Source organism: Mesorhizobium sp. C089B, assembly GCF_030323125.1.
GTDB lineage: Bacteria > Pseudomonadota > Alphaproteobacteria > Rhizobiales > Rhizobiaceae > Mesorhizobium.
The window spans coordinates 943,228-963,233 of record NZ_CP100469.1; the positions used below are offsets into that span (position 1 = coordinate 943,228).

The 20,006-nt window shown below is 62.4% G+C and carries 24 protein-coding genes and 2 pseudogenes; 18 read left to right on the forward strand and 8 right to left on the reverse strand.

The features are described 5' to 3' along the window. Nucleotides 1–112: 112 nt before the first annotated feature. The 14 genes and pseudogenes from NLY44_RS04740 (at nt 113) to NLY44_RS04805 (ending at nt 14,144) form a co-directional block, all read left to right on the forward strand. Complete coding sequence (locus NLY44_RS04740; protein ID WP_023689432.1) at nt 113–1,726, forward strand: extracellular solute-binding protein; 1,614 nt, start codon at nt 113–115, stop codon at nt 1,724–1,726. A gap of 81 nt (nt 1,727–1,807) precedes the next feature. Continuing rightward, complete coding sequence (locus tag NLY44_RS04745) at nt 1,808–2,668, forward strand: carbohydrate ABC transporter permease (RefSeq protein ID WP_023689431.1); 861 nt, start codon at nt 1,808–1,810, stop codon at nt 2,666–2,668. Further along, nucleotides 2,665–3,621: a carbohydrate ABC transporter permease gene (locus NLY44_RS04750; protein ID WP_023689430.1), complete on the forward strand. Its 957-nt coding sequence runs from the start codon at nt 2,665–2,667 to the stop codon at nt 3,619–3,621. The genes NLY44_RS04745 and NLY44_RS04750 overlap by 4 nt, the downstream gene beginning before the upstream one ends. After that, the gene (locus tag NLY44_RS04755; RefSeq protein ID WP_023689429.1) at nt 3,618–4,709 is read left to right on the forward strand and encodes an ABC transporter ATP-binding protein; all 1,092 of its coding nucleotides are present in this window, start codon (nt 3,618–3,620) and stop codon (nt 4,707–4,709) included. The genes NLY44_RS04750 and NLY44_RS04755 overlap by 4 nt, the downstream gene beginning before the upstream one ends. Nucleotide 4,710: 1 nt before the next feature. Next, complete coding sequence (locus tag NLY44_RS04760; RefSeq protein WP_023689428.1) at nt 4,711–5,772, forward strand: ABC transporter ATP-binding protein; 1,062 nt, start codon at nt 4,711–4,713, stop codon at nt 5,770–5,772. A 35-nt stretch (nt 5,773–5,807) separates the two neighbouring features. Next, on the forward strand, nt 5,808–6,905 hold the full coding sequence (locus NLY44_RS04765) for a Gfo/Idh/MocA family protein (protein WP_286456739.1): 1,098 nt from the start codon (nt 5,808–5,810) through the stop codon (nt 6,903–6,905). Between the two features lie 26 nt (nt 6,906–6,931). Next, a complete protein-coding gene (locus NLY44_RS04770) occupies nt 6,932–7,846 on the forward strand; it encodes a sugar phosphate isomerase/epimerase family protein (protein ID WP_023689427.1) in 915 nt (304 codons plus the stop codon). Nucleotides 7,847–7,901: 55 nt separating this feature from the next. Beyond that, nucleotides 7,902–8,843, forward strand: a complete 942-nt coding sequence (locus tag NLY44_RS04775; protein WP_023689426.1) for a sugar ABC transporter substrate-binding protein — start codon at nt 7,902–7,904, stop codon at nt 8,841–8,843. Between the two features lie 61 nt (nt 8,844–8,904). After that, on the forward strand, nt 8,905–9,909 hold the full coding sequence (locus tag NLY44_RS04780) for an ABC transporter permease (protein WP_050586906.1): 1,005 nt from the start codon (nt 8,905–8,907) through the stop codon (nt 9,907–9,909). Then, nucleotides 9,906–10,703: an ATP-binding cassette domain-containing protein gene (locus tag NLY44_RS04785; RefSeq protein WP_023689425.1), complete on the forward strand. Its 798-nt coding sequence runs from the start codon at nt 9,906–9,908 to the stop codon at nt 10,701–10,703. The genes NLY44_RS04780 and NLY44_RS04785 overlap by 4 nt, the downstream gene beginning before the upstream one ends. Continuing rightward, a complete protein-coding gene (locus NLY44_RS04790) occupies nt 10,697–11,872 on the forward strand; it encodes an aldose 1-epimerase family protein (RefSeq protein ID WP_023673170.1) in 1,176 nt (391 codons plus the stop codon). The genes NLY44_RS04785 and NLY44_RS04790 overlap by 7 nt, the downstream gene beginning before the upstream one ends. A gap of 118 nt (nt 11,873–11,990) precedes the next feature. After that, nucleotides 11,991–13,084: pseudogene (locus NLY44_RS04795) on the forward strand (fatty acid desaturase family protein). 27 nt (nt 13,085–13,111) lie between these two features. Continuing rightward, nucleotides 13,112–13,404, forward strand: a pseudogene (locus NLY44_RS04800) (Rieske 2Fe-2S domain-containing protein). Between the two features lie 572 nt (nt 13,405–13,976). Continuing rightward, entirely contained in the window at nt 13,977–14,144 is a 168-nt protein-coding gene (locus tag NLY44_RS04805; RefSeq protein ID WP_155927361.1) for a hypothetical protein, read from the forward strand. A 253-nt stretch (nt 14,145–14,397) separates the two neighbouring features. Here NLY44_RS04805 and NLY44_RS04810 read toward each other — a convergent pair whose 3' ends face one another. The 8 genes from NLY44_RS04810 to NLY44_RS04845 form a co-directional block, all read right to left on the reverse strand. Next, nucleotides 14,398–14,571 (reverse strand): DUF3606 domain-containing protein, encoded by a 174-nt coding sequence (locus NLY44_RS04810; RefSeq protein WP_023689424.1) that lies wholly within the window; start codon nt 14,569–14,571, stop codon nt 14,398–14,400. 315 nt (nt 14,572–14,886) lie between these two features. Then, on the reverse strand, nt 14,887–15,093 hold the full coding sequence (locus NLY44_RS04815; protein WP_023673164.1) for a hypothetical protein: 207 nt from the start codon (nt 15,091–15,093) through the stop codon (nt 14,887–14,889). 203 nt (nt 15,094–15,296) lie between these two features. Next, a complete protein-coding gene (locus tag NLY44_RS04820; protein WP_023805140.1) occupies nt 15,297–15,689 on the reverse strand; it encodes a hypothetical protein in 393 nt (130 codons plus the stop codon). An 87-nt stretch (nt 15,690–15,776) separates the two neighbouring features. Continuing rightward, nucleotides 15,777–16,133: a hypothetical protein gene (locus tag NLY44_RS04825; protein WP_023685250.1), complete on the reverse strand. Its 357-nt coding sequence runs from the start codon at nt 16,131–16,133 to the stop codon at nt 15,777–15,779. 75 nt (nt 16,134–16,208) lie between these two features. Beyond that, complete coding sequence (locus NLY44_RS04830) at nt 16,209–16,841, reverse strand: DUF4142 domain-containing protein (RefSeq protein WP_023689422.1); 633 nt, start codon at nt 16,839–16,841, stop codon at nt 16,209–16,211. Between the two features lie 462 nt (nt 16,842–17,303). Further along, the gene (locus NLY44_RS04835) at nt 17,304–17,531 is read right to left on the reverse strand and encodes a KTSC domain-containing protein (RefSeq protein WP_286456740.1); all 228 of its coding nucleotides are present in this window, start codon (nt 17,529–17,531) and stop codon (nt 17,304–17,306) included. A 43-nt stretch (nt 17,532–17,574) separates the two neighbouring features. Continuing rightward, nucleotides 17,575–17,769: a hypothetical protein gene (locus NLY44_RS04840; protein ID WP_023673158.1), complete on the reverse strand. Its 195-nt coding sequence runs from the start codon at nt 17,767–17,769 to the stop codon at nt 17,575–17,577. Between the two features lie 193 nt (nt 17,770–17,962). Next, complete coding sequence (locus NLY44_RS04845) at nt 17,963–18,148, reverse strand: DUF3606 domain-containing protein (protein WP_023693356.1); 186 nt, start codon at nt 18,146–18,148, stop codon at nt 17,963–17,965. Between the two features lie 126 nt (nt 18,149–18,274). On the opposite strand from NLY44_RS04845, the gene NLY44_RS04850 reads away from it, so the two are divergent. The 4 genes from NLY44_RS04850 (at nt 18,275) to NLY44_RS04865 (ending at nt 19,845) form a co-directional block, all read left to right on the forward strand. Next, nucleotides 18,275–19,153 carry an ATP-dependent DNA ligase gene (locus NLY44_RS04850; RefSeq protein WP_286456741.1) on the forward strand — a complete coding sequence of 293 codons (879 nt, stop codon included), beginning with the start codon at nt 18,275–18,277 and terminating at the stop codon, nt 19,151–19,153. A gap of 71 nt (nt 19,154–19,224) precedes the next feature. Next, nucleotides 19,225–19,374 carry a hypothetical protein gene (locus tag NLY44_RS04855; RefSeq protein WP_023673151.1) on the forward strand — a complete coding sequence of 50 codons (150 nt, stop codon included), beginning with the start codon at nt 19,225–19,227 and terminating at the stop codon, nt 19,372–19,374. A gap of 23 nt (nt 19,375–19,397) precedes the next feature. Then, nucleotides 19,398–19,619, forward strand: a complete 222-nt coding sequence (locus NLY44_RS04860) for a DUF768 domain-containing protein (protein ID WP_023673150.1) — start codon at nt 19,398–19,400, stop codon at nt 19,617–19,619. Between the two features lie 19 nt (nt 19,620–19,638). After that, a complete protein-coding gene (locus NLY44_RS04865; RefSeq protein WP_286456742.1) occupies nt 19,639–19,845 on the forward strand; it encodes a hypothetical protein in 207 nt (68 codons plus the stop codon). Nucleotides 19,846–20,006: the final 161 nt, after the last annotated feature.

Genomic DNA, 20,006 nt, shown 5'->3' on the forward strand with positions numbered 1-20,006 from the left:
GGTGTTACGATGTATTTTGAGTATTTATGATGTTGACAGCCTTCCGGTGCTGCCGTCAATATCCCTCAGATGGGCTCGTGGAGGAAACATCGGGCCTGAGGGAGGAATTCCAATGTCTGATTTGATCCGCATATCGCGACGCGGCTTGTTGGCGTCCGGAGGAAAGGCGGCGGCGTTCGTGGCTGCGGCTGGTATCGCACCGCAATTCATCCGTCCCGGCCGTGCCGTTGCGGCCGACGCGCTGGCGCCAGGCATGGTAGGCGGCCCCACCGGTTTCGAGGGCGCCGAGCGCTATCAATATGGCGCCGAGACGCCGGAAGGCCGTGCCGTTGAGGCGGCCAAGGCCTTGAAGGGAGCAGGCAAGGCGCCGGCCAAGATCGTGCTTGGCCTGTCGGATGGCTCGATTGGTCAACTCACACAGCCTTTCCCGGCGGGTGCGCCGTCGATCAAGGAGCTGTGGGAAAAGGAAACCGGCATCCAGATTGAGATCGTCGGCCTGCCGAACGGCCAGGAATTCACCAAGACGATGCAGGACATCTCCACCAAGGGTGGGGCCTATGACATCTACTCGACGGAATGGAACCGGCTAGGCGACCTCGCTGAGACCGGCGGCATCGCCAAGCTCGACGACTTCGTCGCCCAGTACAAGCCCGAATGGGACGATCCCAAGACCGGCTATGTCGACGGCGCCAAGGGCGTGTCGCTGCTCAACAAATATCGCGGGTCCAACTATGGCGTGTCGCTGGACGGCGACTTCCAGACCTGGGTCTACCGCACCGACCTGTTCGGCGACGCTGCCGAGCAGAAGGCGTTCAAGGACAAATTCGGCTACGATCTGGCGCCGCCGAAGACCTGGAAGCAGCACAGTGACATCGCGGGCTTCTTCCAGCGCCCCGACAAGGGCCTGTTCGGCTCCACCGACCTGCGCAACCAGGGCTGGGGCTACACCAACTGGTATCAGCGCTATGTCTCGATGGCATCGCCCAACCAGTTCCTGTTCGGCGACGACGGCAAGCCGCTGATCAATTCCGAGCACGGCATTGCCGCCACCAACGAATATGTCGGCTCGCTCGTTCATCACTCGCCGGACGCGATCTCCTGGGGCTGGCCGGAGCAGTATGGAAATTTCGCCAAGGGCGGCGCGGCGATGACCTGCGCCTTCTCGAACCTGCCGAAATTCCTCGACAATGCCGGCAACAAGGATTCCGCCGTCACCGGCAAGATCGGCTCGATGCTGCCGCCCGGCCGCGAAGTCGACGGCAAGCTGATCAGCCGTTCCGTGCTGTGGTTCTCGCTGACCGGCATGGTCTCGTCTCAGTCGAAAAACCAGGAGGTCGCCTACCTTTTGCTGCAGTGGCTGGGCTCCGCCCGCATCTATGCCTGGATGAGCGCCAATCCGGGCGGCTATCTCGATCCGTTCCGGCTCTCGGATTTCTCCGATCCGCTGGTGCGCCAGACCTACCACGCCTACCACATCGACGTGGTGCGCGAGACCGTCGCCCGCACGGTGCCGACGATCAACTATCCCGGCGCCACCGCCTTCCACAACGCATTGGACGAAAACCTGATGGCGTCGCTGACCAAGGCCAAGACAGCGGAACAGGCGATGGCCGACACGGAAGCGGAGTGGAAGAAGATCGCCCGCCGCATCGGCGAGGACAAATTGCTTGAAGCCATAAGGACCAACAAGGAGGCCTGGCCGACTGTTCTCGATCCAATCAGCTGATCCGTCTCCCTGGATCAGCGCTGGAGGGGAGGAGCATCTGTTCCTCCCCGCCGCAGTCAACGCCACCAGCAAAGCAGCCAGATGAAGCGTTCCGTCCCCTTCGAGATATTCCGCTACGCCGCGATCTTCGCGGCGATGGCGGTGACGCTGGTGCCGATCCTTTGGATGGTGTCGATGGCCTTCAAGCCGATCGCCGAATGGTCGGCGACCGGCGCGGACCTGACATGGTGGCCGAAGAACCCGACGCTGGGCAATTTCCAGTTCGTCTTCGGCGAGTCCAACAACAATCTGATCGTGGCGCTCGACCGCACCGCGCTGAAGCCGATCCTGTCGTCGCTGCTGTCTTCGGTGTTCGGCACGGCGATCGCAATGTCGGCGGGCACGGCTGCGGCCTACGGGCTGTCGCGTTTCGGCTCGGGCCAGAACCTGCCGCTGGCGCTGATCCAGCTCAGGCTGTTTCCGCCAATGGCGGTGATGATCCCGGTCATGATCATGTGGGCCTTCCTGAACTTCACCGACAGCTGGTTTGGCCTGGCCCTGATCTACGGCATCGTCACCCTGCCGTTCGCTTTCTGGCTCATGAAGACCTTCTTCGACGACATGCCGCGCGAGATCGAGGAAGCGGCGCTTGTCGAAGGTTGTTCGCGGCTGCGCGTCTTCACGCGCATCACGCTGCCGATGATGCGCGCACCGCTGGCCAGCGCCGCCCTCTTCGTCTTCATCCTCAACTGGTCGGACTATCTGATCGCGCTGCTCCTGACGACGCGTGAATGGGTGACGATCCCCGTCTACATGGCCTCGCTGTCCTCCTCGATGACCGGGCAGCTCTATGGCGCCAAGGCCGCGCTCGGTCTTATGGCCGCGGTGCCGCCGGTCATCATGGGCATTGCCATCCAGCGCCATCTGGTGCGCGGGCTGACGTTCGGCGCGCTCAAGCAATGAGCGCGGTGACCGTGACTGTCTCAAAGGACGCAAAGGCCGCGCTTGGCAAGCCCGCGCTGCGGGACGAGGGAGTGCGGCTGGGATTCCGGCTGACGCTGCCGGCGCAGATCCTGGTGCTCTTCATCTCCGCCTTCCCGCTGCTGATGCAGCTCTACATCAGCGTCACCGACTGGTCGCCCCTCTCCGGCCTGGGCTGGTGGAACGCATGGGAGATGTGGAACAGCTTCGCCAACTACACCGACCTTGCCGCCGATGCGCGCTTCTGGAGCGCGCTGAGGCGCACGGCTATCGTCATGGTCGTGTGCGTGCCTGTCGAATTCCTGCTTGGCCTGGCATTGGCGACGCTGTTCGCGGACGATTTTCCGGGCAAGCGGGTCTTCTATTCGATCCTGCTGATGCCGATGATGGTGGTTCCGGCGGTGGCCGGCTACATGTTCTTCATGCTGTTCCAGTCGGGCGGGCCGCTGAACGACATCCTGTCGGCACTCAGCGGTTCACGCGTCACCATCGCCTGGCTGTCTGACCCCACACTGGCGCTGATCGCGGTGATCATCGCCGATATCTGGCAGTGGACGCCGCTGATGTTCCTGATCCTGCTTGCCGGCCTGGTCGGCGTGCCGCAGGACCAGATCAAGGCGGCGACCCTGCTCGGCGCCAACCCGTGGCAGCGCTTCGTCACCATCGTGCTGCCGAAGATGAAGACGATCATCATCATCGCGCTGGCGATCCGCGTCATCGAGAACTTCAAGATCTTCGACACGCTCTACATCATGACCGGCGGCGGCCCCGGCGTCGCCACGGAGACGATCTCCGTCTACATCTACAAGGTCACGACGCAGGACCTGATCTGGGGCTATGTGGCGGCGATCGCGCTGGCCATCCTTGTCGTGCTTTCGATCGTTGCGGTATTGGCCATGAAGCGCATGGCGCGGGCAAGGCTGGTGCCGGCATGAGCGCGATCCAGCTGCGCAACCTGGTCAAGACCTTTGGCGAGTTCACGGCGCTGAAGACCATGGATCTCGATGTCGCCGATGGCGAGTTCATGGCGCTCCTCGGGCCTTCGGGCTGCGGCAAGTCGACGACGATGAACATGATCGCCGGCATGGAAGAGCCGACCAGCGGCAAGATCCTGTTCGGCGAGCGCGACATGGCCGGCGTGCCCATGGGCCGCCGCGGCGTCGGCTTCGTTTTCCAGAACTACGCCATCTTCACCCACATGACGGTGCGCCAGAACCTTGCCTACGGCCCGCGGATGCGCGGTGCGGCGACAGCCGAGATCGACCGCCGCGTCGGCGCCATCGCCGAGCTGCTGCAGTTGACGCCGCTGCTCGACCGCAAGGCCGACCGGCTCTCGGTCAACATCCTGCAGCGGGTGGCGATCGGGCGCTCGGCAATCATGGAGCCGGCGATCTTTCTGCTCGACGAGCCGCTGTCCAATGTCGACGCCGCCTTCCGGGCGGTGATGCGGACCGAGCTCAAGCAGCTGCAGCGCCAGTTCAGGCAGACGATGGTCTACGTCACCCATGACCAGCTCGAGGCCATGACCATGGCCGACCGCATTGCCGTCATGGATCACGGCGTGCTGCAGCAGGTGGGAACGCCGCTGGAAGTCTACAACAATCCGGCCAACGTCTTCGTCGCACGCTTCATCGGCGCCCCGGGCATGAACCTGCTGAGGGGGAGGCCGGCGGAGAGCGATCGGGGCCTGGTGGTCGATCTCGGGCAGCTGGGGGTCACGCCGACGCTGCCGGATGCGCTGGCCGCCACCTTGCGCGGATCGCGCTCCGAGGTGCTTTACGGCTTCCGGCCCGAACAGGTGTCGCTGGTGCAGAGCGGGCAGGGCCTCGCCATTCCGGTGAGCTTCGTCGAGCGGATCGGCGCGAGGACCATCGTCCATCTCGGCGATGGCGAGACCGCCGTGAAGGCGGTGTTCGACAATGCTGTCGGACTGTCGATCGGCGAGCTTGCCGTCGTCGCCCCCGTGGCATCGTCCGTGCGTGTCTTCGATGCCCGCAGCGGCATTGCGATGAAGGCAGGTTGACATGGCCGATATCGTCTTTCGCAATGTCAGCAAGCGTTACGGCACGACGCTCGCCGTCGACGACGCCTCGTTCACCGTCAATGACAACGAATTCTTCTGCTTCTTCGGGCCGCCGCTGGCGGGCAAATCGACAATCCTGCGCCTGGTGCTCGGGCTGGAGACGCCTGACGCCGGAGAGATCCTGATCGGCGGCAAACCGGTCAACACCGTCTCTCCGGCCGAGCGCAATGTCGCCATGGTGTTCCAGAACCTGGCGCTGTTCCCGCATATGAGCGCGCGCGAAAATGTGCGTTTCCCGCTGGTCGAGCGCAAGGTCGCCGAGGCCCAGATCGAGAAGCGTGTCGCCGACGTCGCCGCCAAGCTGCATATCGGCCACATCCTTCACAAGCCGCCGGCGCAGCTTTCCGGTGGCGAGCGGCAACGCGTGGCCATAGCCCGGGCCCTGGTGCGCGACCCGAACGCCTATCTGATGGACGACCCGATCTCTGCGCTCGATGCGCGGCTGCGCGAGGAAACGCGCGTCGAGCTCAAGCGCATCCAGCGCGAACTCGGCAAGACGCTGATCTACGTCACCCATGACCAGGAAGAGGCGATGTCGATCGCCGACCGCATCGCGATTCTGGAGAATGGGAGGATCCGACAGATCGGCGCCCCGTCCGAGATCTACGACCGCCCGGCGAACACCTATGTGGCGCGACTGCTTGGTTCGCCGATGATGAACATCCTTAAATCCGTTCGCGGCGAAGATGGCGTCGAGGCCGCCGAAGGCACGGTCAGCATCGACGATCGCGCTGCTCCGGCCGACGCGATCGAAATCGGGCTGAGGCCGGAGGACATCAAGGTCCGGCCCTGGGTCGACGGGGGCGCTGGCCGCCCGGCGCGCGTATTCGAGGTCGAGCCGCTTGGCGGCTACACGGTGGTAACGCTCGCCGCCGGAGAGGCGCGGCTGAAGGCGCTGCTGCGCGGCCAGCCCGACATCAGGCCGGATGCGGTGGTAGCGATATCCTGCGAGCCGGCCCGGGTGCATTATTTCGGGCAGGACGGAGGCGCGTTGGCGAGATGATCGCGGCTGCGAAAACAGAATTGCGGGAGGAAGACATGGCGAGCGAAGGCTTCGAGCCGGACGTGAAGGTCCGCACGAAAGAATACCGTATCGGCTGCATCGGCGCTGGCATGATCATGGCCGAATGCCATCTTGCCGCCTATCGCGAAGCGGGGTTCAACGTGGTGGCGATCGCCTCGCGCACCCGTTCCAATGCGCAGAAGGTCGCCGCGCGTTGGGACATCCCGACCGTCCACGACACACCGGAACAGCTGATCGAGAATCCCGAGATCGAGATCGTCGACCTGGCGTTTCCGCCCGATCTGCAGCCGGCGCTGATCCGCCATGCGCTGAAGCAGCCTCACATCAAGGCGATCCTGGCGCAGAAGCCACTGGCGCTGTCGGTCGATAAAGCCGTGAAGCTGCGCGACGAGGCAGCTAAGTCAGGCAAGATCCTCTCGGTCAACCAGAACATGCGCTACGACCAGTCGATGCGCGTGCTGAAGCAGATCATCGACAGCGGCGCCCTGGGCGACATCGTCTTCGCGCAGATCGACATGCATGCGATCCCGCACTGGCAGACTTTCCTTCAGGATTACGACCGGCTGACGCTCGCCAATATGAGCGTGCATCATCTCGACGTGCTGCGATTCCTGTTCGGCGATCCCTCGGAAATCACCACGCTGACACGCAAGGACCCGCGCACGGCGTTCGAGCATAGCGACGGCATCACCGTCTCGACGCTGCGCTTTCCCTCCGGCGTGCTCGCCGTGTCGCTGGAGGATGTCTGGTCCGGACCGCGCCAGGAGGGCTATCTGGACGACCAGCACATCAACTGGCGCGTCGACGGCACCAAGGGTGTCGCCAAAGGCACGATCGGCTGGCCGAAAGGCGTGGCCTCGACGCTGACCTATGCCTCGACCGAGACGACCGGCGGCGAATGGGTCAGCCCGAGCTGGGACACGATGTGGTTCCCGCATGCCTTCATCGGCGTCATGGAGCAACTGCAGCATGCGGTAAAGACAGGCGCGCCGCCGGCATTATCGGTGGCCGACAACGTCAAGACGATGGCGCTGGTCGAGGCCGGCTATCGCTCGATGGCGCAAGGCCGCACCGTCAAGCTTTCCGAAATCTCGATAAAATCAGCCAACTGAATCGCTTACAGGGAGGAATTCACATCATGATGCAGGCAGGTATTTTCACGGGCTATTTCCCGTACGGCCTCGAAGAGACGGCGAAGAAGATCCGCGGGCTCGGTTTCAACACGGTGCAGCTCGACCTGCATTTTAGGGATATCGATCTGTCGGCCGGGCAGATCACTGAGGAAAAGGCCAAGCAGGTGCGCGACGTCTTCCGCGACAACAACCTGCCGATCTGCTGCGTGTCGGGCTACACCAACATCATCCATCCCGACAAGGCCGAGCGCGACAAGCGCGTCGGCTATCTCAAGGAGATCATCCGCAACGCCCGCAGCTTCGGCTCGCCCTACGTGATCTCCGAGACCGGCACCTACAACACCGAATCCGACTGGGTCCATCATCCCAAGAACAAGACCGAGGAAGGATTCGAGGAATGCCGCAAGGTGATCGCCGAGCTTGCCCAGACCGCCTATGACCATGGCGCGGTCTTCCTCCTCGAGACCTACGTCAACAACGTCGTGGGCTCGGTCGAGGAGACGGTGAAGATGTTCGCCCAGGTCGACCATCCGGGCCTCGGCCTGCTGATGGATCCGACCAACTATTTCGAAACCCACAACATCGACAGGATGGACCAGATCCTGAACCAGGTGTTCGATACGCTGACCGACAAGATCAAGATCGCGCATGCCAAGGACGTCAAGCGTTCGGGCAGCGACAAGTCGGAAAAGCATGCCGACATCGGCGACGAGGATGCGATGGAGAGCCACACCTTCCGCGGCGTCGGCGAGATCGAGCTGCCGGCGCCCGGGCTGGGGTCGCTGAATTACGATCTCTATCTGCAGCGGCTGGCGGAAAAGCACCCAAACATCCCGGTCATCATCGAGCATCTCTCGGAAGACGACGTGCCGCGCGCGAAGAAATTCCTCGACGGGAAGTTCCGCGCCAACGGCCTGTGAGCGCCGGTTGCGCCGCCGGCGCATGGCGGCGCAACTCCAACCAAGGGAGGAATGAATGTTGAAATTCGCATTGAAAGTGGCTGCTGCGGCAACGCTGGTGGCCGGGGTCTCCTTGAGCCTGCCGGCATTCGCGCAGGACGGCCAGAAGACCTTCTATCTGCTGTCGCATGGTGGCCCTTCGGACGCGTTCTGGATCGACTGGAATGCCGGCGCAACCAAGGCCTGCGACCAGCTCAAGGTGACCTGCAAGATCTCGTTCAGCGGCGGCGACATGGCGGCGCAGAAGGAGGCTTTCAACTCGGCGCTCGCCGCCAAGCCGGACGGCATCGCCACCACCTCGGCTCAGCCCGGCCTGTGGACGGAGGAGGTGAAGGCCGCCAAGGCCGCCGGCATCCCGATCGTGTTCTTCAACACCGACGATCCGGCGACCGGGCGGCAGGCCTATGTCGGGGCCGACCTCAGGGAAGCGGGCGTCATCTGGGCCAAGTATCTCGTCGACCACAAGATGGTGAAGCAGGGCGACAAGGTGTTCCTGCCGGTCGAAGTGCCGGGCGCCAGCTACCAGCAGCTCGAGACCGAGGGCATCGCCAGCGTCTTCGATCCGCTCGGCATCAAGTACGACGTGGTCGATTGCGGCACCGACCCGGCCGGCATCATCGCCAAGATGACCGACTACATGGTCGCCAACAATCCGCCGGCAATCATTGCACTGGGCGATTCCGTGGCAGCAAGCATCAAACGCGTCTTCGACGGGGCCGGTGTGTCGGCCGGCAAGGTCCCGGTCGTCGGCTGGGGCAACTCAAAGGAGACGGCCGAGGCGGTCAAGTCCGGCTTCGTCAATGCTGCGGCCTGGCAGTACCCGTCGGCGCAGGGCTTCATGCCGGTGGCGCTGCTCGGGCTAGCGGCCTCTGGCGAGCCGATCGGCTACGACATTCACACATTCAGCCTCTACGACGCCTCGAGCGTCGAGCCGATCCTGAAACTCTACAACAAGTGACGACAATCGGCGCCCGCCCCGAAATGGCGGGCGCCGGACGAAACGCATGGTCCTGACAGATATGGCAATCACAGCAGACGACGACACGCAGCGAGCGAAGGGCAGGTCTGCGCTGCTGCGTTCGCCGCAATTCTCCTCGCTCATCATCCTCATCGTGCTGCTCGTGGTGTTCGCCATCGCCGACGGCAACTTCCTGTCGCCGCTCAACATATCCAACATGATGGCGTTCCTGCCCGAGCTCGGCATCATCGCTCTCGGCATGACGCTGCTGCTGACGGCGGGCGAGTTCGATCTATCGGTCGGCGCCGTGTTCGGCCTTGCGCCCGTCGTGGTGATGCTGCTGGTGCAGAATGGCGGTATCGACATCGGCGTCGCCCTCCTGGCCGGGCTTGTGCTGTGCATCGCGATCGGCGCCATCAACGGGCTGATCGTCACCAAGATCGGCATTTCCTCCTTCCTGGTCACGCTGTCGATGCTGCTCGTCGTGCGCGGCGCGGCGCTCTACATCACGCAGGGATTCCCCCTGAAGTCGTGGGACCAGCCCGGCTTCTTCGTCACGCTGCTTGCCGGCAGCTTCAATGTAGGCTCGTTCCGGTTCTACACCTCGCTCTGGTGGTTCATCGGCCTGTCGCTGCTGGCGATTTACATCCTGCGCTACGCCAAGCTCGGCAACTGGATCAGCGCCATCGGCAGCAACCGCAACGCAGCGGTGGCGCGCGGCGTGCCGGCCGACGCGGTCAAGATCTGGCTGTTCATCCTGACCTCGGTGGTGGCCGGGCTGGCCGGCATGATCAGCGCGTTCCGGATTTCGGCCGCCTCGCCGGTGGCCGGCACCGGCTACGAACTCGAAGTGATCGCCATGGTGGTGGTCGGCGGCACGGCGCTCACTGGGGGGCGCGGCACCATCCTCGGCACCATCGTCGGCGCGCTGATGCTGCGCGCCATCCGCAACGGCATCGTGCTGATCGGCGTGCCGGGCTTGGCATACAACATCTTCGTCGGCGTCATCATCCTCGCCATGCTCATCCTGCACGCTTTGCTGCAGAAGAACGCCGCAAGGAGCTGACGATGGAAGTGCTGCGTCTGCAAGACCTGCAAAAGTCCTTCGGCAACGTGCGTGCGCTGAAGAACGCCTCGTTCACCCTCAACGAAGGCGAGGTGGTTGCCCTGCTTGGCGACAATGGCGCCGGCAAGTCGACGCTGATCAAAGCGATCTCCGGCGTCTTCCCGGCCGACCACGGCGACATCTTCGTGCGCGGCGAGAAGGCGTCGATCCGCTCGACGCGCGACGCGATGGACCTCGGCATCGAGACTATCCATCAGGACACATCGCTCGCGCCGGACCTCAGCATCGCGCGCAATCTTTTCTTGGGTCGGGAGCCGGTCAATTTCGGCTGGCTCGGCGTGTTCGCGCCCCTCGACCTCGCCAAGCTTCGCAACGCCGCCTCGGCGCTGCTGAAGCGGGTCGGCATTTCGAAAAAGCTCGATGCCGATGCACTGGTGAGCACGCTCTCGGGCGGTGAGCGGCAATCGATCGCGATCTCGCGCGCCATGCAGTTCGCCGCCAAGGTGATCATACTCGACGAGCCGACCAACAATCTTGGCGTCGAGGAAACCCACGGCGTGCTGCGCTTCGTCAAGGAGGTGCGCGACGCCGGCCACTCGGTGCTGCTCATCACCCACAACATCCACCACGTGTTCCAGGTCGCCGACCGCATCATCGTCATGCGCCGCGGCGAAATCGTCGCGGAACAGACGGTCGCCGACACCGACCTGTTGACGGTGGAAAGCATCATCACCGGCGCCGACATGTCGGCCTTGCTCAAGGAGGCGGGCAAAGTGAAGGACGTCGCATGGTAGAGCTTTACGGCAAGACGCTGTCGCGAAGGCAGGTGGCCGAGCGGTCCGGCATGCTGTCGCAGTTTGCCGGTGTGCGGCTTATGACGCTCGGCGACGGCGTGGAGCGCGGCATCCGGATGCTCGAGTTCCGCACCGGCTCCGGCCTGCGCTTCACGGCGCTGGTCGACCGGGCGCTTGATATCGCCGATTGCGACTTCCGGGGCCAGGCGATCGGCTGGCATTCGCCGAGCGGCTTTCGCCACCCCGGACTGCACGAGCATGAAGGGGAGGACGGTTTCGCCTTTGGCCGGTCGTTCTCGGGGCTGCTCGTCACCTGCGGCCTCGATCATATACTGGGCCGGCAAGACGTGCCGGCCGAAAGCTACAATTATCCCGGGCGCAAGCGGGTATTGCACTCGCTGCATGGCCGCATCGGCACCGTGCCGGCGCGGCTGACCGGCTACGGCGAGGCCTGGGACGGCGACCGCTGCGTGCTGTGGGCGGAAGGCATCGTCCAGCAGGCAACCGTGTTCGGCGAGGATCTCCATTTGCTGCGCCGCATCGAGGCCGATGTCGGCGGCAGCGAGATCCGCCTGTCGGACCGCGTCGTCAATCACGGTTTCAGCCGCACGCCGCATATGTATTTCTATCACGTCAATGTCAGCCATCCCTTGCTCGACGAGGGTTCGCGCTACCTGGCGCCGATCCGGGATGTCGTCTGGGCGGCGCACGCCGGCGAACGCTACGAGGCGCAGAAAGTCGGCTACCGAACCGTGCCGGCGCCGCAGCTGGGGTTCAGCGAGCAGGTCTGGGAGCACGAGCTTGGCTCCGATGCGGCGGGCGAGGTGCCGGTGGCCGTCGTCAATGACCACCTGGGCCTCGGCTTCGAGGTCGTTACCCGCAAGGATCAGCTGCCCTGCACCTATCAGTGGCAGAACTTCCAGGCCGGCCTATATGCCTTGGGAATCGAACCTTCGACGCATCATGTTCTGGGCAATCTCGCCGCGCGCGAACGGGGCGAGATGATCTGGCTGGACCATGGCGAAAGCCGCTCCTATGACGCCGTGTTCCGGGTGCTCGACGGTGCCGGCCAGATCGCCCAAGCGGAAGCGAGGATAGGGTCGATCGCCCGGCAGCCGCAACAGGATTACCCTGCGCCGTCGGGCGCTTTTGCGAGACTGCAGGCGTGACCGGCTTGAAACGCACGATCGGTTGCCGCGGCGGGCGGGAAGTGCGCCGGAATACGGAAGCAGGCGCGGCCCGGCCGGCCCCAGGCGGCCCTTGCGGAGCGCAGGCGGGAAAGCGGAGATGACGATGACGGCAAGCAGGAAGCGCGACTACAGCCTGGTCGGTGAAAGCACCAAGCGCGCCATTGAGACCGGATTGGCTTCGGCCGAATGGTATCACACCGATGTCCCGCGCAAGGCGATCAAGGAGTTGATGCAACGCTCCGACGGGCCGGCGATCCGCGACACGATCATCTGGGTCGCCGCGATCCTGGTGTCGGCCGCCGGCATCGTATGGTTCTGGGCCACGTGGTGGGTGGTGCCGTTCCTGTTCGTCTATGGCGTGCTTTACGGCTCGTCCAGCGACTCGCGCTGGCACGAATGCGGCCACGGTACCGCGTTCCGGACGCGCTGGATGAACGATGTCGTCTACCAGATCTCAAGCTTCATGCTGATGCGCAACCCCGTGCAATGGCGCTGGAGCCATGCCCGCCATCACACCGATACCATCATCGTCGGCCGCGATGCCGAAATCGCCGTCATGCGCCCCCAGATCTGCTGCGGGCGGCGCTCGCCTTCACCGGTATTCTCGATTTCCGCTATTCGCTGCCGGCGCTGGTGCGCCAGGCGTTCGGCAAGCTGTCCGATGAAGAGAAGAGCTATATCCCCGAGATGGAGCAGCACAAGGCGGTGATCGCTGCGCGCTGGCATGTCGCCATCTATGCGGCGACAGTCGGGCTGGCGCTGTTCACGTGGTCGCTGCTGCCGCTGGTGCTGATCGGCCTGCCGCGCCTCTATGGCAGCTGGCACATGGTGCTGACAGGGTTGCTGCAGCATATCGGCCTGGCCGACAACGTGGTCGACCATCGGCTGAACACCCGCACCGTCTACATGAACCCGGTCAGCCGCTTCATCTACTGGAACATGAATTATCACGTCGAACACCACATGTTCCCGATGGTGCCCTATCATGCGCTGCCGAGGCTGCACGAGCTGATCAAGCACGACCTGCCGGTAGCGAACCCGTCGATGTGGCATGCCTATCGCGAGGTCTGGCCGGTGCTGCTGAAGCAGCTGCGGTACGAGGATTTTTATCTCAAGCGCGAATTGCCGCCGACAGCCAGACCCTATCGCGGCGAATTTCACCAGGTGGATATGTCGGCGGCGGCTGAATAGCCATAGCGGATGGTGCGGGAGCCGGAGATGGCCGACTGGATTGAAGCGTGCGCGGTCGATGACATCGAGGAAGAGGATGTCATCTGCTTCGATCCTCGCGGTTTGCCGCTCGCCCGATGACGAGCTCTTCGCCACCGACGGATATTGGACCCATGAGAAGGCGCATCTAGCCGAAGGGCTGGTGATCGACGACGTCATCGAATGCCTTGAAGCACATTGGCCGCTCTGCGACCGGCCAGGTCAAGGGCGCGCCGGTCTGCGTCAAGCTCGCGATCTATCCGATGAGAATCGAGGCCGGCAAGGTGATGATCCAGATCTGACGCGTGGTAACCGGTCCAGCACCGCGTTTAGCAAACTCAGAGTGACGTTTTCCTGAGCCGAAAGAGACAGACCGTCGCCGACGGGCGCGCCATGGAGGGTAAGCGCCAGCTGACCATGCTGCGCGTGCTGGTCATGGACGTGGCCGAGGGCCGCCGACCGGGCTGAGGTCGATCGTCTCGATGCCGCCGGAGTTGTGCTGAACCCTAGATCGCGATGCGGCCCCCAGCCTGTTCACCGTGCCGGGCTAGAATTTCTTCGAGATCGGCACCGCCGACTGTTTTCTAAGTTGGGCTTTCCGGCTCCACAAGACGGGCACCGACGCCGTCATTGCAGCGCCGGCTATGCCACGGTCACCGTGCCCAGACATATGTGCTTGGCCCTTTGACCCTGATCGACGAGGTCCTGATTCACTGCTGCTTCTGCTGATCAGCTTTGAGGTGCTGATTGTGCGGTTTGATCTGGCAGCGTTGATACTGGGCGCTACCGCGATCGAAGCGGAAGGACAGCGCCTACCGCAGCGGCAAAACGACCGCCTGAACAAGATCAGTGTGAGGGAAGGAGATGGAATTTATTGGTGCGCAGCGAGCGCGGCAAAGCTGCGCAGGTGATCGTGGCTGGAAAGCGTCGCTACAAAGGCTGTGCGTTGTCAGTTTGGAAGCCGACACGCGTCCGGCAGACGACGGTGATCTCGCTGGCTGACTGCGGCGCGGGATTATTATTGAACGACGGCAGGAAGTAGGCTCGGTGCCACGCCGTGCGTCCAGGACTCGGGTTGGAGTGGATTATGGTTCGGGGTGACCATAGCCGATCTGCGCAGCCTCGAACCTCCAGCGCTTGCCGCATGTTGGGCAGGGGTACAATTTTCACTTTCACGCTCGACCTGCTCCGCGTGTGCGTCAGGATGATGCTACACTCAAATTCTCACCACGGCTCAAGGTTCTCCTCGGCAGCGAGGCTTCATGCCGTAAGCGAGCCGCCCCGGGAAACTGATTTCAATTCCTTCGCAGCCGCAACGAGGCGCGGTCATTCCCGGCGGCTTTGATGAGCTCCATCACCTGCTCAGGCGTGATGCCGTTCTGCTGGGCAAAATGGAAGAATTCGTTGCGTTCGTTGGACGAGACCCGGTTCCTGTCGCGAAAATCACGCTCGGTTTTGTTGTCCGTCATCATCTTCTCCTTTCAACCTCAATTCGCCGGCCCGAACCGCCCCTTGGAGCAAAACCCGAGACCGCCCAACGCGGAGGCTGATCGAGCCTCGCTAGGGCTGCTGCGAGTAGACGAAAGCTCCAACTGGCGAAAGCTGGGGAGCTTGTCCAACGCCGGGGTGGGCTCGGTGCACGCCGTGGCATCGCTTCGGCGACTTTAACCACCCGCCCAGAACACGGATGGGAGCAGCCTCGGAAAGATCCGCCCACCAGGCAATGAAGCTACGCGAACACCGAGTTCCTCGTCCTGTAGCATCAGCAGACGCTCGTGGATGTCTTACCCGGCATTCTCGCCGGAATGATCGAAGTGGATGGCGAGGCCAAAGGCGAGCGCTCGCTCGGCGATCATATTGACAAGATGGCTTTCGCCGATCGACAGCGCCGGAACGGCCTCTTTCAACGCCTCGAGAGCGTGCCGTATCGACAAAAGACCCCGCCGCTTGCGGCTGCTCACATATTGATCGATCAGGGATTCCAGTGGCATCTGCCTGCCTCCGCTTCGGACAGGATCTCGTAGCGTGGCTGCGGAGCAACAGCATTCACATTGGTTAAGAGATGGCGGCGAACGCCATCATGCATGCCGCCAAAAACAGACGGCGGTGGGGCTGGCTGATTTACCCCGGGTTGGAGCGCTACCCTCGGGTAAGCATGGCACGACCGTCGCGCCGGGTTCGGACATTTTCGGTGCTACTGCTCCGGTACCGCGGAGGTTTGTGGATGGTTGCGTGCCGCCTCGGCGATTTCCGGAATGAATTTCGTCGCGGTGCAGCTTCGGTTTACATTGGCGCGGGCGGTAAATACCTCTTGCCCGCAGACTTGCGAAGCGAGCGCGATCGGCACGTGCACCGCCAGTGGCAACTCGGTCTCAGCCACTCCCAGATGTCTTGCAACCTGTTGCTTCACCTCCGGCCGGCCGAGCGAGACGTCAACGCCGACATCATCCTTGCCGGTCGGCGACGATCCTTGCGCCGGCAGTGGACCCTGCTTGGCTGTTTGCGACGAGTCGCCGGATTGCTGCGCGGGCTGACTTGTCTGCGCAGATGCCTCGACGCCCAAAGTCAGCGAGGCCGCCAGTCCCAAAAAAGCCCGGAGCCCCAAAGACGCAACCCGAAGTCCGAATGTGCTCATTGTCATGTTCCTCACCGTGCGGGGTTCAACCTGGCGCGCTCAGAGTTCGGTGTTGCTTCGGCCTCTTTCGAAGACAGGGATGTCTTCCTCCTCCTCATCATTGTCACCGGTTGGTATGTCCTCGGCGTAGCTGCGGGTCAGTTCCTCGGTTTCGCTTAAGCCGTCGATCGTCTCATTGGCGCCTGCCCCTTCATCATGACGACCGGTAATTTCGCTGCGGGGCCTTGCGCCGATCGGCTGGTCGACATCGTCGGCTCCCCCGAAACCTGGCTCCGCGCCGTGCCTGTCTTCGTGGCCCACGGGGCTGTCCAACACGGCGGCATCCTCCGGGCGAATGGGTTCATCATTGGCGAAGTCACTTCGTCTCGAATGCGAGGTCTCGTTTTGCTTTGGCATGTCAGGTCTCCTGTTCGTTTGGCAAATTCGACGACGCTGGTGCTTGCACGCCGGACTACCTGAGCGACGCACCCTTTAGAGCCTGCATCGACGACCGCTTGAAGGTTGCAGCGTCCCTGGGGGCGGAGGCAGTGCCAGAGGGTTGGCACAGACTCCACAGCGCCGCGAAGAACCAACGTCGTGGCCAGATCCACTCAGCCCTGAGAACCGCTCTTGCTCAGTTGCTGGGCATGTTTGAAATGCTGCCGGATGAGCCGGCGCGGTCTTTTTCGCATGGGCCGCCAAATGTTTTTCCTGACCGTTTTCCGCATAGGAGGTCATCAGCGTCAGGGCTTCCTGGTGCGCTGCAACCTGGGCGTCGACGTAGGCGTTATCGAACGCCCCTCTGCTGTCGTTGCTCAATGCTTCCAATTGGGCAGCATGCTTGCTTGTCATCTCCGGTGCCACTGCGACGTCGTCCTTCTTTGCCGCCGCAATGAGCCGCTTGGAAGAATTCGTGTGGTCCTTGATCATCATGCGAGCGAATTCCTTCACTCGTGATGTCTTCGATTTCCGCAGCGCCAACTCACTCGACTGGATCTCGAACATGTCTGAACTCGCAGCTGCTTTGACAAATTCCTGCGGGGACGTCGTCGCGGTCTGAGCCATTGCCCCCGGGCTGATGAGACCGATGGCGATCGCAGCCAAAAGCACTTTGACGAAATACATGTTGTGCTCCCAACACGGCCGAGCTGCCGTTGTTCCCCTTTTTGTGACAATAAATACCGGGCGGCAGGCGTAGACCCCGAATGGCTCCTGCTCAGCGCTTTGATCATAGATCCGGCCGTATTGCAGGACCGGTGACTGCGCGGAGCTCAGCGCGGTTCTCCGACAAGGCACTATGATCGCAGAGCAGCCGACCGACTTCGTAAGCCCAGTGGATGCGCAGGAGTGCGCTGTTTGCCGACCCGTCGCCGTGGGTCACGCGTCGTGGCAGACCTGTCCGACAGGCCCATGAAAACTTCTGCAAAGCTGCGATGATGATGGGCAAATAGGCCCAACACCTAGCTTAGTATAAAACGCGCCCGCTGGCCCCGGCCGGCGGGCTCTTTCGTTTGCCCTCGGAACCTGGGTCAATTCGCACAGTTGCTCCCCTGGGGTGGCGCGGGCCGCCTCGAATCTGAGATTCTGTTAATCGCCCGAAGCGGGTGCTACCCTCCCTGCCGCGAGCCGGAATGCATAACGATTGCGGATGTGGCTGTTAAAATAGACGCCCTTGGCAAAGGCAGCTTTGAACGCGGCAAAGGCCTCAGCAGGTACGTCCAAAAACTCGTAATGCTTCCCGCTCGCTACAAACCAAACCGAGAGAACCCTGGTGCTGGGGTCATAGTCGAACTTGCGTATCGAGGTCGACGGCATGGTATGCCATTCAAAAACTCAGCCAGCCGAGTTGGATCGTCAGCTACAGGCTGAAACAGTATTCGAAGACGTGCCCGCGCTTCTCGTCGGCAACCCTGATCCAAATGGGTTCGCTGGTGCGCAGGGTGACGTCGCGCTCCGTCGCTTCCCGCGCCGCCCTGATCGGCGTTGTCGCGTGCACGATGTGGGTAGCCGTCACGGTATCGCCATCCATTTCCTCAACGTGGTATTTCGGCACTTGTGTTCCTAAGCGTCTAGTTCGAGAGGCTGATCGTGATCCGGATCGGCATGATAAGCGACCTGGCGAAAATCGCGCATATCGATCTGTTGCCCGCAAACAGGGCAAGGGAGGAAATGCGCGAGTTCGCTCGCGGGCGGGCCTTCATGTCGGTGCCCAGTTATTGGTCTGCCGAGATCCGATAGCCTGGTCATTATTTCCGCAGAGCCTTCGCTTCTCGCTCCAGCGTTTCGCGTTGGTTGCCGTGCTTCGCGATCAATTCCTTGACCTGCTGCGGGGTGATCCCGGCCTTGGCTGCGAAATACTCGACTTCATAATCCTCATCGGCCGAGACCTGGTCCCGATCGCGAAAGTCCCGCTTGCTCTTGTCGTCGGCCATATCGATTCCTCCTTCGCTCATCCCGCAACGCCGAGTTGACGTGTTTGTTGCACCCAAGAGGCTGATTTCCGGTTTCGGAACTATTTTAGCTCAATCTTATTGAATCGCCGGAGGGCGGATCAGTGCATGCGTTTGAAGTTCATCGAGCCGTTGATGCCGACCCTTGTGGAGAACCCTCCCGAGGGTGAAGGCTGGACCCACGAGGTCAAGTTCGACGGCTACCGATCGCAGATGATCATCGATGAAGACGGCACACGCATTTATACGCGCAACGGCCACGACTGGACTGCGAAATATCGCGACCTGGTGAGAGAGGCCAAGCGCCTTGGTGCCGAAAGCGCGATTGTCGACGGTGAGATCATCGTCTTGAACGAAGCTGGCCTTTCGGACTTCGGCGATCTGCGCAAAGCGATCACCCGCCGACAGCAAGACCTCTATTTCGTCGCCTTCGATCTATTGCACCTCAATGGGCACGATCTGCGCGACATGGCGCTTGAGGTGCGGCGCGAGATCCTGGCCAGCATGATCAAGCCCGGGCGGCGTATTCAGTTCAGCGAGCCTCTGCCCGGCGAAGCCAAGGCGATCCTTCACTTGCTCGACCAAGCCGGACTTGAAGGCATGGTGTCGAAGCGGAAGGACAGCAAATACCGCAGCGGTCCGTCAGCCAACTGGCTGAAGGCCAAGTGCTATGCGATCGACGAGTTCGATCTGCTCGGCGTCGAGCGTGAAGCGGGCAAGCCGGCTTTCGCTCTCATGGCCGAGCGGGGCACAGGGCGCTATGTCGGCAGCGCGTTCGTCACCTTGAACCGGGAAATGCGCGAGAGGCTATGGAAACGCGTCCAAGAGCACCCAGGCACGGCGCCCAAGGGCGTCATGAAGCGGCCTGCGACGCAATGGGTCAAGCCGGGGCTGATCGGCCGCGTAAAGCACCTGCGCGGCGAGGATGACCTGCGCCACGCCTCACTGCAGGACTTCCGAGAGGATGACACAGATGGCCGTGGCTAGGAAAGATCAGGAGCGCGCCACCTACGCCTGGATGTACGCCCAAGCGAGCAAGGATGGCAAGGAGACGTGCGGTGCCAGCCTACTGGGGAGAGCATGCCGACGCGTGGCTGCAGGGCTTTGACGGTGAGCCGGTGGCCGCCTTCGGCAAGACCAAGACTGTCAACGACGAAATGGAAGCCGAGGTCGACGAAGCTGCCGTCGAGCGCCCTGCTGGAACCTAAGCGCTGGATCGAGCTTAGGCTTCATGAGCACACGCGGCGTCAACTTTCTCGATCGCTGGATCGGCAACAATTTCCCCGAAACGGCTAAAACCGACGCCGTTTCGGTAAGTGAGTACATACACAAATTGTATGCCGACGCTAAAGCCTTGACGATCGAGCGCGAAGAGATCGACGAAGAGGTTGATAGCCTATATCGGACGCTGGTCGATGCCGTCGTGCACTTTGCCCCAGGTGTTTCCGAATGAGCAAGCCGGCCGTCCTATTTTGAACCAATGGATAAAAAAACACGATCTATCCGACGCCGGTGCGCCGAAAGAGCGAGCGGAGATCGAGCAGCTCGCAAAGCGCCTAATCGCCGACGCAGAGGCTGAGGGGATTGCGGAAAGCGAGCTGACCGAGGCGTTCGACGACAAGGAGGTCGACAGCCTTTATCGTACCCTCCTCGATGTTAAATTTGGGATACCGGAATGAGTGTTCCCGGCCTGAAGGTTCCGGACAGTTTGGGTGGCCGAGCAGTTGCCCACTGTGGCGAGGGGCGATCCGATCGCCACCAGCGAGTTGGCATAAGGTTCTCATGTAAGTGCGGGCGGCCGATTTGAATTCGGCCAACTGTGGCAGAAAAACAACTGCAT

Coding starts and splice junctions, on each gene's coding strand:
- NLY44_RS04775 (WP_023689426.1), top strand. CDS start 7,902: ATGTTGAAATTCGCATTGAAAGTGGCTGCTGCGGCAACGCTGGTGGCC.
- NLY44_RS04765 (WP_286456739.1), top strand. CDS start 5,808: ATGGCGAGCGAAGGCTTCGAGCCGGACGTGAAGGTCCGCACGAAAGAA.
- NLY44_RS04830 (WP_023689422.1), bottom strand. CDS start 16,841: ATGTATTTCGTCAAAGTGCTTTTGGCTGCGATCGCCATCGGTCTCATC.
- NLY44_RS04790 (WP_023673170.1), top strand. CDS start 10,697: ATGGTAGAGCTTTACGGCAAGACGCTGTCGCGAAGGCAGGTGGCCGAG.
- NLY44_RS04780 (WP_050586906.1), top strand. CDS start 8,905: ATGGCAATCACAGCAGACGACGACACGCAGCGAGCGAAGGGCAGGTCT.
- NLY44_RS04770 (WP_023689427.1), top strand. CDS start 6,932: ATGATGCAGGCAGGTATTTTCACGGGCTATTTCCCGTACGGCCTCGAA.
- NLY44_RS04750 (WP_023689430.1), top strand. CDS start 2,665: ATGAGCGCGGTGACCGTGACTGTCTCAAAGGACGCAAAGGCCGCGCTT.
- NLY44_RS04845 (WP_023693356.1), bottom strand. CDS start 18,148: ATGGCCGACGACAAGAGCAAGCGGGACTTTCGCGATCGGGACCAGGTC.
- NLY44_RS04860 (WP_023673150.1), top strand. CDS start 19,398: ATGAGCACACGCGGCGTCAACTTTCTCGATCGCTGGATCGGCAACAAT.
- NLY44_RS04745 (WP_023689431.1), top strand. CDS start 1,808: ATGAAGCGTTCCGTCCCCTTCGAGATATTCCGCTACGCCGCGATCTTC.
- NLY44_RS04760 (WP_023689428.1), top strand. CDS start 4,711: ATGGCCGATATCGTCTTTCGCAATGTCAGCAAGCGTTACGGCACGACG.
- NLY44_RS04815 (WP_023673164.1), bottom strand. CDS start 15,093: ATGCCACTGGAATCCCTGATCGATCAATATGTGAGCAGCCGCAAGCGG.
- NLY44_RS04825 (WP_023685250.1), bottom strand. CDS start 16,133: ATGCCAAAGCAAAACGAGACCTCGCATTCGAGACGAAGTGACTTCGCC.
- NLY44_RS04755 (WP_023689429.1), top strand. CDS start 3,618: ATGAGCGCGATCCAGCTGCGCAACCTGGTCAAGACCTTTGGCGAGTTC.
- NLY44_RS04850 (WP_286456741.1), top strand. CDS start 18,275: ATGCGTTTGAAGTTCATCGAGCCGTTGATGCCGACCCTTGTGGAGAAC.
- NLY44_RS04740 (WP_023689432.1), top strand. CDS start 113: ATGTCTGATTTGATCCGCATATCGCGACGCGGCTTGTTGGCGTCCGGA.
- NLY44_RS04810 (WP_023689424.1), bottom strand. CDS start 14,571: ATGACGGACAACAAAACCGAGCGTGATTTTCGCGACAGGAACCGGGTC.
- NLY44_RS04835 (WP_286456740.1), bottom strand. CDS start 17,531: ATGCCGTCGACCTCGATACGCAAGTTCGACTATGACCCCAGCACCAGG.